We start from the raw sequence: 11,835 nt of genomic DNA on the forward strand, positions 1-11,835 counted from the left end.
TGATCTCGTCAGCATTGGCACGGATCAGGCGCTCCATCGGGGCGCGGGGATGGGCCATGGTTCCTTCCATGTGGTTTGTCGGGGGCCAGATCCCTTTCCCCCAGGGGAAAGGGATCTGACCCCGCCTAAGGTCACGGCGCGCGGCGCAATGTTACCAAGGTGATCTCCGACGGCACGCCGATGCGCGCCGGGAAACCGGCCCAGAGGCCCGCACCGTTGCCCACGTACAGCGTCATCCCATCCACGTCGTAGCGCCCGGACACAAAACCGCCATTGGCTCGCTTCACCAGCTGGTCCATGCCGATGATCTGCCCGCCGTGGGTATGCCCGGACAGCTGCAGCTTCACCCCACGCGCCGCCGCGTCCCGTGCATTGCGCGGGCGATGATCGAGCAGGATCACCGGCGCGGACGGATCGGTACCGGCCAGTGCAGCATCCAGATCCGGCAGCGGCAGGCCGTAGCGTGCGGCACCGGATCGGTGACACCGGCGATGGTCAGCGCCGCATCGCCGCGCCGCACCTGCATGTGGCTGTTCTCCAGCACCTGCATGTGCAGCGCGCGGAACGCCTGCATCCACGCCTGGTACTGCGCGTAGTACTCGTGGTTGCCGGTGATGGCGACGACGCCGTCCGGCGCCCGCAGGTCCGCGAGTGGACGCGCGTCGTCACGGCGGGCCTCGACACTGCCGTCGATCAGGTCGCCGGTGATCACGATCAGGTCCGGCGTCAGTGCGTTGCTCTCATCCACCACCTGCGCACCCAGTCGCCGGTGAGCAGGCGGCTGGCATGGATGTCGGTCAGCTGCAGCACGCGATAGCCGTCGAACGCGGCCGGCAATCCGGCGATGCGCACCTCGATCTGCCGGGGTTTGGGCACCGCCATGCCCTGGGCTGACACCATAACCACTGACCAGCAGTGCCAGCACGCCGGCCACCGGTCGCAGACGCCGCGTGCGCATTGCGGCTACCGCGCGAGGCCAGCGCAACAGGCGCGACAGCAGCAGGCCGGCGTCCAGCACCACCATCACCAGCGCCAGCAGCAACACCGCGGTGGAGCCGGTGGCCAGCGTGGCGATGGCCAGCTTGGGGATCTCGGGGCGACGCCGTCGTACCCCAGAAGGTGGCGACGATGCGCAGCTGCACGGCAACGGCCACCAGCAGCAGCGACAGCACGACCTTCAATGCGGCGGGCATGCGCAGCGGCCAGAACAGGCGCCAGGCCACATACAGGCCCATCAACAAACCGATCGTACTCAGCACTGCAACCATCCTGGAAAGAAAACGGGCCGGCCATGGTGACGGTTGCCGGCCGTGTTGTGTAGAGCCGGGCATGTGCCCGGTTGTTCAAGAAGCAGTCGAGCATGGCTCGACTCTACAGATGGCCCAAGCGCTCCACCGCAGGCGGGCGATGCGGCGCTTCTCCATCGCCAGTACGGTGATGCGCACGCCGGCCACGTCCACCGCATCGCCGATGTCCGGCAGCCGGCCCAGCTGCTCCAGCACCAGGCCGGAGATGGTCATGTAGTCGGCACTGCGCGGCAGCGACACGCCCGCCAATCGCTGCAGGTCGTCCAGGGTCAGCGCACCGTCGGCCTCCCACTGCTCCTCACCCTGCGCGACCACGCCATAGCGCTCGTCCTGGGTATCGACCAGGTCGCCGGCAATCGCCGCCAGCAGGTCGTTGGCGGTCACCAGGCCTTCCACGCTGCCGTACTCGTCCACGGCCACCGCCAGCGGCACCGGGTGCTGGCGGATCAGTTCCAGCGCCTGCAATGCACTGGCACTGGACAGGACGTACTGCGGCTCACGCAGGTTGCCTTCCAGCTGCAGCGGCTTGCCCTGCAGCAGGTCGGCCAGCACGTCCCGGCTCTGCACCACGCCGCGCAGGCTGTCCAGGTCACCATCGCCGACCAGCAGGCGGGTATGCGGCGATGCCACCAGGCGCGCCACCACATCCTCCTGCCCGCGCGCCAGGTCGATCCACTGCACGTCGGCACGCACGGTCATCACGCTCGACACCGGCCGATCGGCCAGGCCCAGCACGCTGCGGATCATCTCGTGTTCGGCCGGCTGCAGGCGCTCGTCGGCGTCCACCTGCTCGTCCACGCCTTCGTCGTCGTGGCCGTTGGCCGGGCGCGCGCCCAGCATGCGCAGCACGGCATCGGCGGTGCGCTGGCGGAACGGCTGGCGGCGTTCGTTGCGTTCGCGGTTGAAGCGGACCCACTGGTTGAACGCCTCGACCAGGATCGAGAAAGCGATCGCCGCGTACAGGTAGCCCTTCGGGATCTTGTAGCCCAGGCCTTCGGCCACCAGGCTGAAACCGATCATCAGCAGGAAGCCCAGGCACAGCACCACCACCGTGGGATGCTTGTTGACGAAGCGGGTCAGCGGCTTGCTGGCCACCAGCATCAGCGCCATCGCGATGGTCACCGCGGCGTACATCACGCCCAGGTTGTCGACCATGCCGACCGCGGTGATCACCGAGTCAAGCGAGAACACCGCGTCGAGCACCACGATCTGTGCCACCACCATCGCGAAGCTGGCATAGACCTTCTTGCCATCCTCGTGATGCTCGCGGCCTTCCAGCCGTTCGTGCAGCTCCATGGTGCCCTTGAACAGCAGGAACAGGCCGCCGCCCAGCAGGATCAGGTCACGCCCGGAGAAGCTGTGGCCGAACAGGGTGACCAGCGGCTCGGTCAGTTTCATGATCCAGGCCAGCGCCGCCAGCAGCACCAGCCGCATCAGCAGCGCCAGCGCCAGGCCGATCACCCGCGCGCGGTCGCGGCTGGTGCGGCGGCAGCTTGTCGGCAAGGATCGCGATGAACACCAGGTTGTCGATGCCGAGAACGATCTCCAGCACGACCAGGGTTGCAAGGCCCATCCATATCGAGGGGTCAGCCAACCATTCCATTTCAGGTCCGTTTCGTCAGTAGGTAAGGGAAAAGAGCAATCATTCAGTCGGCGTCCTGCGGCTGCGCCGGGTCATGCCCGAGCAGGTCGCCGGCGTGCACTGCAGCTCGCGGCAGATCGCATCCAGCGTGGAAAAGCGGATGGCGCGCGCCTTGCCGGTCTTCAGGATCGACAGGTTCGCCAGGGTGATGTCGATGCGCCCGGCCAGCTCGGACAGGGTCATGCCCGTTCCTGCAGCATGCGGTCGAGGGTGATGACGATCGCCATCAGCGCGTGCCCATCAGATCAGACCATCCAGGTCATCGCGCATCGCTGCGCCCACGGCGAACACGCGTGCCAGCACGAACAGCATCAGCACTGCCACCAGCCCGGTGATCGACATGCCGCCACCCACCTCCATCCAGGTGAAGTCCGGGCCCATCCAGGCCGCGTAGGCACCGATCAGGATCGACAGCAGCTCCATCGCCAGCATCAGCCACGCCATGCGCTGCAGGCGTTGTGCATTGGCGTGGGTGAACGGCCGCTCGCGCGCCGCCGACTTCAGCAGCCGCAGCAGATGGCGCAGGAACAGCAGGCACAGCACCAGCAGCGCGACGATCGCGCCCAGGCCCAGGCAGAAGTGCAGGAACAGGTCGTTGCCGTGCGCGGCGGCGGCATCGGCGTCGTGGACGCTGTCGAGCAGCCAGCGGCGGTCGTGGGCGACCAGTGGCACGGCCAGCAGTGCGGCCAGGATGCCCAGCCAGCACATCGCCCGGACGGCCTGTACGGCGGCCTGGGCCAGGGTGAACAAGCCTCGCGCGGGTCTGGCGCGGGCGGGACGAGCGGTCAAGCGGCCTCCGGCATTGGGGTGGCCTCGCCGCCCCGGGGTGGATTTATCGATAAACGATATACCACATCCTGCGTGAAAGGCTGAATCGCAGGCATGGGCCACCGGCTGGGCGCCGGGCCCAGCAGGCACTACCGGGTGGGCGCCGCGGGTTCCAGCATCGCTTCACCGGGCGTCACCGAAGCCATCGCCTGTACGCCGGCCTCGGCCGCCTGCCGCGTGACCAGCCGGAAGCGGACCTGCAGCTTGGCCTGGCCGGGCGTGGCCCAGCCGTACTGGATCGCCACCTGGTCGGCCGACAACGGACCACGGCCCGGCAGCGAACGCGCCTGCAACGGCTTCGGCGCCGCCTGCACCAGCCGTGCGAAGCCCTTCTGCACCACCGCCGCATCGGCCTTCTCCGCATACACCGTGCAGGTTCCATCGTCGGCCCAGCTGACCGCATAGCGGCCGCTGGCCAACGGCACCATCCAGGCCACGCCTGCCTGCCCCTGCAGCAAGGTTGCCGCCTCGGCCGGCTGCAGCGGTGCCAGCCCGTTGGATTCCATCAACGACTGCAGGCGCGCCGGCGCACCGATGTGCTGCATGCAGGCGGTATCGAACAGCTCGCTGAAGGGATCCTGCGCCGGGGCCTTGGCCTTGGGAGTACGCGCGGGTTGCGCCACCGCCAGGGTGGGCAGCAGGGCCAAAGCCAGCCAGAACGCAGGACGCATCGGGATTCCACGCTACCGAAAACAGCAGGAGGATGCAAAGCCCGGGCGTGCCGCGCAACGGGTCATGGCTTGACAGCCGCCACCGGCAGGAGGAGTATAAATTAACGAATTAGTTAATTAGCTCGCATGGACCGTATCTTCGAAGCCCTCGCCTCCACCGCCCGCCGGCAGATCCTGGCCTATCTCAGCGCCGGCGAGCTCAGCGCGGGAGAGCTGGCCGAGCGCTTCGATTTCAGCAAGCCGGCGCTGTCCAGCCACCTGCGCATCCTTGAGGAAGCCGGCCTGATCGAGCGCGAGAAGCGCGGCCAGTTCGTGTACTTCCGGCAGGTGCCCGACCGCCTGGCCAACACGCTGTTCTCGTGGGCGGCCGAAGTCTGTCCGGTCGGTGGCCCGCTGAAGCGCGAAGCACGCGCCCGCCGCAAGTCCCCCGCCCGCTGAACCACCCTGCCAAGGAGCATGACGATGCTGGTTCGACCCGCGACCGCCGTTCGTTTCCAGGGGTGCAGCTTCCGGCGCTGGAGGGCGGCAGCCCGACCGAAGTCACCTTGATCGCGCAGCTCGGCATCGGTGCCGGTGATGCGCTGGTGACCGACGCCAGCCAGCGCCAGCGCCACCACCCGGCCTTCATCGATGCACTGGACGAGCCTTCCGCGCGCCTTGGTGGCATGCACCTGCAGCAGGGCGACGCCTCCTCGCTGTACAGCTTCACCGTCGGCGCTGGCGGCCATCCCTTCCACCGGCATGCCGGGCCGCGCATGTTCACCGCATCGCCGGCAGCGCCGGCGCCGAACTGCGTTTTGCCGCCGCGTCAGACGCGCAGCTGGCGCGCGATCCCGCTGCCTTCGCGCGCACGCTGCGGCGCATCCGCATTCCACCGGACTGCCTGTTCACCGTGCGCTTCGGCGGCGGCACCTGGCACCAGTTCGCATCGAACCATCGCGCACATCCGGCGCTGTTCGCGTTGTCCTGCCACAGCAATGAGCTGGCCGGGGCGATGGATGAGCAGGCCCGTGCACAGGTTCAACGCAATGCCGCCGATATCCCCAGCCTGACCGAGGTATTGCCGGAAGCGCACTGGCCTTCGGCCGCAAGCCTCGCCGCCTCACCCCTGCTGCAGTTGTCGCTGCAGGCAGCACCTCCCAGCCTGTGCGCCCACCTGTGCGCGCATACCCGCGCTCTGTTGGGCCCGCTGCGGAGGATTTCATTGCGGCGCTTGCGTGGCTTCGTCGAACGCGCCACGCCGGCCTATCCCGTCCACTCGCAGGCCGCCGCCAGCGATGGGCTGCTCCCCGCTGCACTGCCACACAGCCACTACCAGGACCAGACCACCTTGCGCCTGGACCAGCACGCAGGTCACCCATCACGCCGCGTCGGCGCTGCTGGCCGATGTGCTGGAAGGCTTCCTGCGCAATCCACCTGCCGGCGTGGGCCACCTGATGGCGCTGCGCAAACCACCTGGTGGCGCCGTTGCGGTTGCGTACGTCGCCACTCGGCTGCCCGGTGTCGTCGCTGCTGTCGACCGACCGCAGCCGCCTGTTCGCCGGCCGCTACCCGGTGCTGGACGCGCACATCGATGACGGGGACACCTGCGCCGAAGTGCTGCTCGGCGCCGATGATCGCCACCTGCGCTTCCGCAGCAGCGTGCGCGTGCAACGCTGTGCCGATGGCCACATCGAGATCAGCCTCGGCACACGCGTGCAGACCCGCAATGCGTTCGGCCGCCTGTACATGGCGCTGATCGATGCCGCGCACCGGCACTACGTCGCGCCGGCACTGCTGCGCCGCGCGGTCGAACATGCGCTGGCGCCGGAACTGGCCGATCTCGATGACTGGGCGGAATACTCCGCGTACAGATGATGCCGGCCCGTGGCCGGCACCACCTGCCAGGTCAGCTCACAGGTGCTGCTTGAAGAAGGGAACGACCGCTGACAGGGCCTCGCGCACCGGCTCCGGCTTGTCATACAGGTCGTAGTGCGACCAGCCCTGGACCACCTTCAACTGCTTGTGCTTCGACGCCGCACGGCCATGGATCTCCAGGCCATCGCGGTAGGCGCCAAAGCCACCCGGCTTGTCACCGATCACCACCAGCAACGGTTGGGTCAGCAGGACTTCGGCCAGGTGGAAGGCATCCCAGCCCACCGCTGCACCGCGATGCGAGAACAACGCACTGACCACGCCGTTGGGCTGCGGCTCGCGCGTGCGGTAATAGTCCGTGGCCTCCAGCACGTCGATATCGGTGATGCCGGCGGCGCGCCCCTGTTCCACCGAAGGCGGCAGGAACAGGTCCACACGGGCCTCGCCGCCGCGCATCTCGGCGGTGCGCTGGGCAGCAATGGCCTCCAGCGTGCCGATCGGATCGAAACCGCCAAAGCCCTCACGACTGAGCCGGCCGAAGTTGACACCGGTGATGCTGGTGACCGCCTTGATGCGTCGCTCGGTCATGGTGGCGTTGATCGCGTAGCCACCACCGCCACAGATGCCCAGTACGCCGATGCGTTCGGCGTCCACGTACGGCAGGGTGACCAGATGGTCGACCACGCGGCGTACATCCTCCACGCGCTGGGTCGGGTCTTCGACCCGCCGCGGCTCGCCGCCGCTGGCGCCCTGGAAGCTGGCGTCATAGGCGATCACCACGTAGCCCTCGCGAGCCAGGGCCTCACCGTAGATGTTGCCGGCAGTCTGCTCCTTGCAGCTGCCGATCGGATGCATGCTGATGATCGCGGGATAGACCCGGTTGCGGTCGAAGTCCGGCGGGAAATGCAGGTCGGCGGCGATCGGCCAGGCCATGTCCGGATTCTGGATGTTGATGGTTTCCATGCTGCGGCTCCTCGGTAGTGGCGGGAGGCGACGGGTGTCGCCGTTGCAAGCACGATAGACCCGGGATTGGGAGCCAAAAAGCGGCCAATCACAACCAAAGTAGTAAGCTGCAGTTACCAAATAGCGACAGCCTGTGCCGCGATTTTCTCCTGCCCTACTGCCCTACTGCCGACCGAGCCCCATGAGCGCCCCCAGCCCGATCAACCCGGCCCTGCTGCCCCAGCTGGCCTGGTTTGCCCACATCGCCCACCACCGCAGCTTCACCAAAGCGGCCGTTGAGATGGGGGTCTCGCGCCCGGCGTTGTCGCAGAGCCTGAAGACCCTGGAGAAACAGCTGGGGGTACGCTGCTGCACCGGACCACCCGTGACATGTCGCTCACCGAGGAAGGCCAGCGCCTGTTCGACGCACTGCGGCCATCGCTGAGCACCATCGAAACCGCAGTACGCGACCTGCGCGCCAGCCATGACGCACCGTCCGGCCTGCTGCGCATCAACACCGCGCGCCTGACTGCCAAGACGCTGATCGAACCGCATCTACCGGAGTTCTTCGCGCGCTACCCCGAGCTGCGCATCGAGCTGGTGATGGACGACGGCCTGTCCAGCATCGTTGCCGACGGCTGTGACGCCGGCATCCGCCTTGGCGAGCGGTTGGCCGAAGGCATGATCGCCGTGCCGGTCACGCCGATGCTGGAAATGGTGGTGGTCGCCTCGCCGGCCTACCTGGCCCGCCATGGCACGCCCACCACGCCCGCCGAACTGGCCGCACACGAGTGCCTGGGCTACCGGCAGACCGGCAGCGGCGGGGTCTATGCCTGGGAATTCAGCACGCCGGGCCAGCCCGGTCATGACTTTGAAGTGGAACCGCGCGGACGCTATGTCACCAACGACGATGAGGGCATGATCCGCGCCGCGCTGCAGGGATTGGGCGTGATGCAGCATATCGATCTGTCCATTGCAGCCGATGCTGGCCGATGGGCGCCTGGTCCGCCTGATGCCGGCGTGGTCGGCACCGTTCCCCGGCTTCTACCTGTACGTGCCTTCGCGCGAGCAGATGCCACCGCGCGTGCGCGCCCTGATGGAATTCCTGATCGAGAAGCGCGAAGGCGTCGCCAAGGCGCTCGGCCGCACGGTACAGGCCCCGGCCACAGGCAGCTAGGCGTCAGCGCGGGTAGCGATACACCAGATCATCGGCATCCACTGCGCACGGCGTGATCGTCCAGCACGCCGCCCAGCCGCTGTGCAACGGCCTGCGACGCCTGGTTGTCCGGTGCCATGTAGCTGACCAGGGTCGGCAGCTGCGCCACCACGAAGGCCCAGTCGCGCAGCGCGCCGGCCGCTTCGGTAGCGAAGCCCTTCCCTTCATGGCCGTCATACAGCAGCCAGCCCAGTTCCTTTTCCGGAACAGCGGCCGTGGTTGATCCCGACCTGGCCGATGCAGGCACCGGTATCGGCACGCTCGATCATCAATGCACCATGACCGAACAGATGCCAGCTGGCTAGGTCGTGGCAGAACTGGCCCCACGCCGCCACCTCAGCGAACGGCCCTCCCATGCCGCGCGCGCGCGGCGACGCCAGGAACGCGGCATAGACGTTGAAGTCGTCCAGCTGCTGCGGGCGCAGCCGCAGGCGCGCGGTACGCAGGGTGGAATCTCGAGCATGCCGGGCAGCGACTCAGTACACGGCCAGGTGACCGCAGCCACGACGCTGCGGCTGCCCTTCCATCGTCACGTGCACGCTGGCCATGGTGTCCACACCTTCGGCATTGCGGCACGACTCGCGCTTGATCTCGACGATGGCCGGCTGCCTGCCAAGCTCGCCGTTGAGCACGATCAGCGAGCTGGGTGCGTCGGCCGGTTGGCCGGGATAGCGCAGCGTGCCCTTGTGGGTACGACCTTCGGCACTGAGGCTGGCATCGTGGTTGCCCTGTCCAGTGGACGTGATCTCGATGCGCCACCCAGCGCCGCCACCGGAGAAGGCAGGCACCGGGCTCACGCCGGCAGCGATGGAGGGATGACGCGATTCATCGGCAACGGTCTTCGCTGCAGGAGTCGCACAGCCGGCCAGCAGGCCAGTGAGCAGCACGGCGACGGCAATGGGTCGCATGGTCATGATGGGCTCCAGCAGCGGGCGGGCGTCCAGTCTAGGGGCCCCCGCGTGCGCCGGTGATGAACGTCGCGCGTCAACGCGCGATGCGGCCACCGCCGGCCACGCGCACGCGATCGCGGCCCTGCGCCTTGGCCTGGTACATGGCCGCATCCGCAGCGCGCAGCAACGTGCGCCAGCCCAGCGCATCGGTGCCGCCCTCGGCCACACCGAAGCTGGCGGTGACCCGCAGCACCTTGCCGCCGACCAGTGCGATGTCCAGCCGCTGCAGCGCCACCCGCAGCGACTCGGCCAGCTGGCGGCCACCGGCCAGATCACCGTCGGCCAGCAACACGAGAAACTCCTCGCCACCATAGCGGGCAATGCTGTCGCTGCGGCGCAGGTGGCGCTGCAGCAGCTGCGCCACCTGCACCAGCACCTCGTCGCCGGCATCATGCCCGTGGCCATCGTTGATCGCCTTGAAGCGGTCCACGTCCAGCAGGATCACCACCGCGCTGTTGCCACCGTCGGCATGACGTTGCTGCACCATCTCGTCCAGCGCGCGCCGTTCAACAGCCGGTCAGCTCATCGGTGCCGGCCAGCTGGCGCAGCTCGCTGGTCAACGCCGAGCGCTCGCGCGACTTCTCGCGCAACACTTCGATGGCATCGAACAGGCGCTGCATCTCGGCCAGCGGATGGGTCACATGCTGCTCCGGGCCCGGCGCTTCCGAGGCGATCTGGATGACCTGCTTCTGCGCCTGCAGCAGCGGCCGCAGGATCTGAAGATGCGCGATGCGCAGCGCCACGCCCAGCACCACCAGCGTGCCCAGCACCGTCGCCACCAGCACCACCAGGCGCGTCGCTTCGCGGTTGCGGGTGCGCTCGAAACGGGCGATGGACACGCTCAGGTAGCCGTCGCGCAGCGCTTCCAGCGACTGCAGGGTCGGCACGTAGCGCGTGGTGAACTCGGCGGCGGTCCACGGCGGCGCCACGCCGCGCCGGCCATCTTCGATCAACTGTTCGATCATCGGCAGCGATTCGCCGAAGAACTGCCGGCGTGCCATGTCCCAATGCCAGGACAGCGCCGGATCGCTGCGGAACACCGCTTCATGGCTGCCCGCCAGCCGCCACAGCTCCAGCAGGCGGCCTTCGGTCTGCAATGCCGCCCGCACCTGTTCGTCGCGCCATGCCCCCGGTACCGCCACCGGCGCCATCACGTTCGACGCCAGGCGGCCGCCATGCTCGCGCAGGTCGATCAGCACCTGGCCCTGCATCGCCGGAATCGCTGCTTCGCGGTCGGCGCTGACCAGCACGTTGATCTGCGCCGAGGTCAGCACGTGCAGGCGATCGACCACGGCGAACATGCTGCTGATCGCACGCTCCACGTCCTCCACCCGGCGCGCGCCATGCGGCTGCGCCGCCACCCGGTCCACCGCGGCCCGCGCCGATTGCAGGCGACGTTGCGCATCGGCCAGCAGCCCATGTTCGTCGACCACGCCCGGGTCGGCGTTGAACACCGTGTCCAGGCGTTGCAGGGCGGTATCGACCCGCTGGCGCGCGACCGCCAGCTGCGCCGCCAGCCGGGCCTGTTCGGCCGCATCGGCGGTGTTGGACCCGAGCAGGCTGTTGGCGGGGCCGCGCTCGGCCGACACCAGGTTGGCCAGGTCGAAGGTCTGCCGCAGCTGGCGCAGGCTGACCAGGTTGTCCTCGGCGGCAGTGAAGCGCAGCGTGCCCTGCACCAGCGCGATGGCCATCAACGGCAGCGTACAGACCACGAACAGCCCGGCCAGGATCCAGACCCAGGTCCGCAATCCGATGGGCGACGCCTTGCGGGCCATGCACATTTCCCCTGTAGTGCAGAACACTGTAGCGGCCGCCTGCACAGGCGCCAAGCCGCTACCGGACCAACCGTTGCCGTGGGTATACCGCGCCCGCCGCGAACGCACCGACAAGGCCGCGCAGACCGTACAAACGGGGCAAATGCGTCATGCCCTGCCGCGTCAGATCCAGCGCTGGTCGACCAGTTCGCGCTTCACGTAGGCATAGAACACCGGCGCGGCGACCAGGCCCGGCAGGCCGAAGGCTGCCTCCATCACCAGCATGGCCAGCAGCAGCTCCCAGGCACGCGCCTGGATCTCGCCACCGACGATGCGCGCGTTGAGGAAGTACTCCAGCTTGTGGATCACGATCAGGTACAGCAGTGCCGCCACCGCCACGTAGAACGAGACCGACAGCGCAACGATGGTGATGATCGTGTTGGAGATGATGTTGCCCACCACCGGCAGCAGGCCGGCAAGGAAGGTGATCAGCACCAGGGTCTTGGACAGCGGCAGGTGCACGCCGAACAGCGGCAGCACGCCCAGCAGGAAGATGGCGGTGAACACTGTGTTGAGCAGCGAGATCTTCACCTGCGCGAACACCACCTGGCGGAACGCGGTGGCCAGGCGGCTGGTGCGCCCGATCAGCTCCTGCGCCAGCGGCCCATCTT

At 68.0% G+C, this 11,835-nt stretch carries 9 protein-coding genes and 5 pseudogenes; 4 read left to right on the forward strand and 10 right to left on the reverse strand.

What is annotated here, in order from left to right:
* Positions 1-131: 131 nt before the first annotated feature.
* The 5 genes and pseudogenes from AB1281_RS24150 to AB1281_RS24170 form a co-directional block, all read right to left on the reverse strand.
* A pseudogene (locus AB1281_RS24150) lies at positions 132-1,268 on the reverse strand (metallophosphoesterase).
* A 75-nt stretch (positions 1,269-1,343) separates the two neighbouring features.
* Positions 1,344-2,910, reverse strand: a pseudogene (locus AB1281_RS24155) (TerC family protein).
* A gap of 43 nt (positions 2,911-2,953) precedes the next feature.
* Positions 2,954-3,176 (reverse strand): annotated as a pseudogene (locus AB1281_RS24160) (helix-turn-helix domain-containing protein).
* A gap of 13 nt (positions 3,177-3,189) precedes the next feature.
* On the reverse strand, positions 3,190-3,657 hold the full coding sequence (locus tag AB1281_RS24165) for a DUF2975 domain-containing protein (protein ID WP_014036329.1): 468 nt from the start codon (positions 3,655-3,657) through the stop codon (positions 3,190-3,192).
* A 209-nt stretch (positions 3,658-3,866) separates the two neighbouring features.
* Positions 3,867-4,448, reverse strand: a complete 582-nt coding sequence (locus AB1281_RS24170) for an NMCC_0638 family (lipo)protein (RefSeq protein ID WP_430344881.1) — start codon at positions 4,446-4,448, stop codon at positions 3,867-3,869.
* A gap of 126 nt (positions 4,449-4,574) precedes the next feature.
* On the opposite strand from AB1281_RS24170, the gene AB1281_RS24175 reads away from it, so the two are divergent.
* Together AB1281_RS24175 and AB1281_RS24180 are read left to right on the forward strand one after the other, a co-directional pair.
* A complete protein-coding gene (locus tag AB1281_RS24175; RefSeq protein WP_004147836.1) occupies positions 4,575-4,886 on the forward strand; it encodes a metalloregulator ArsR/SmtB family transcription factor in 312 nt (103 codons plus the stop codon).
* Positions 4,883-6,305 (forward strand): annotated as a pseudogene (locus AB1281_RS24180) (DUF2867 domain-containing protein). Before AB1281_RS24175 ends, AB1281_RS24180 begins: the two are co-directional and overlap by 4 nt.
* 36 nt (positions 6,306-6,341) lie before the next feature.
* Here AB1281_RS24180 and AB1281_RS24185 read toward each other — a convergent pair.
* Complete coding sequence (locus AB1281_RS24185; RefSeq protein WP_430345111.1) at positions 6,342-7,265, reverse strand: alpha/beta hydrolase; 924 nt, start codon at positions 7,263-7,265, stop codon at positions 6,342-6,344.
* Between the two features lie 280 nt (positions 7,266-7,545).
* Here AB1281_RS24185 and AB1281_RS24190 point away from each other — a divergent pair, with 280 nt between their 5' ends.
* Both AB1281_RS24190 and AB1281_RS24195 read left to right on the forward strand, forming a co-directional pair.
* Positions 7,546-7,689 (forward strand): hypothetical protein, encoded by a 144-nt coding sequence (locus tag AB1281_RS24190; RefSeq protein ID WP_430347243.1) that lies wholly within the window; start codon positions 7,546-7,548, stop codon positions 7,687-7,689.
* The gene (locus AB1281_RS24195) at positions 7,635-8,477 is read left to right on the forward strand and encodes a LysR substrate-binding domain-containing protein (protein WP_430347240.1); all 843 of its coding nucleotides are present in this window, start codon (positions 7,635-7,637) and stop codon (positions 8,475-8,477) included. Before AB1281_RS24190 ends, AB1281_RS24195 begins: the two co-directional genes overlap by 55 nt.
* Here the strand turns inward: AB1281_RS24195 and AB1281_RS24200 are convergent.
* The 4 genes and pseudogenes from AB1281_RS24200 to AB1281_RS24215 form a co-directional block, all read right to left on the reverse strand.
* The gene (locus AB1281_RS24200; protein WP_430347241.1) at positions 8,450-8,719 is read right to left on the reverse strand and encodes a GNAT family N-acetyltransferase; all 270 of its coding nucleotides are present in this window, start codon (positions 8,717-8,719) and stop codon (positions 8,450-8,452) included. The genes AB1281_RS24195 and AB1281_RS24200 overlap by 28 nt on opposite strands.
* Before the next feature lie 217 nt (positions 8,720-8,936).
* Entirely contained in the window at positions 8,937-9,374 is a 438-nt protein-coding gene (locus AB1281_RS24205; RefSeq protein ID WP_430345109.1) for a hypothetical protein, read from the reverse strand.
* A gap of 70 nt (positions 9,375-9,444) precedes the next feature.
* A pseudogene (locus AB1281_RS24210) lies at positions 9,445-11,185 on the reverse strand (diguanylate cyclase).
* Positions 11,186-11,347: 162 nt separating this feature from the next.
* The coding region (locus AB1281_RS24215; protein ID WP_430347242.1) for an AI-2E family transporter at positions 11,348-11,835 on the reverse strand (488 nt) is incomplete at its 5' end.

The sequence above is a fragment of the Stenotrophomonas sp. NRRL B-14846 genome (genome assembly GCF_050473585.1).
In the GTDB taxonomy this organism is placed as follows: Bacteria; Pseudomonadota; Gammaproteobacteria; order Xanthomonadales; family Xanthomonadaceae; genus Stenotrophomonas.

Bases quoted from the DNA above. Each gene is read 5' to 3' on its own strand.
- AB1281_RS24165 (WP_014036329.1), bottom strand. From the start codon at position 3,657: ATGTGCTGGCTGGGCATCCTGGCCGCACTGCTGGCCGTGCCACTGGTC.
- AB1281_RS24170 (WP_430344881.1), bottom strand. From the start codon at position 4,448: ATGCGTCCTGCGTTCTGGCTGGCTTTGGCCCTGCTGCCCACCCTGGCG.
- AB1281_RS24175 (WP_004147836.1), top strand. From the start codon at position 4,575: ATGGACCGTATCTTCGAAGCCCTCGCCTCCACCGCCCGCCGGCAGATC.
- AB1281_RS24185 (WP_430345111.1), bottom strand. From the start codon at position 7,265: ATGGAAACCATCAACATCCAGAATCCGGACATGGCCTGGCCGATCGCC.
- AB1281_RS24190 (WP_430347243.1), top strand. From the start codon at position 7,546: ATGGGGGTCTCGCGCCCGGCGTTGTCGCAGAGCCTGAAGACCCTGGAG.
- AB1281_RS24195 (WP_430347240.1), top strand. From the start codon at position 7,635: ATGTCGCTCACCGAGGAAGGCCAGCGCCTGTTCGACGCACTGCGGCCA.
- AB1281_RS24205 (WP_430345109.1), bottom strand. From the start codon at position 9,374: ATGACCATGCGACCCATTGCCGTCGCCGTGCTGCTCACTGGCCTGCTG.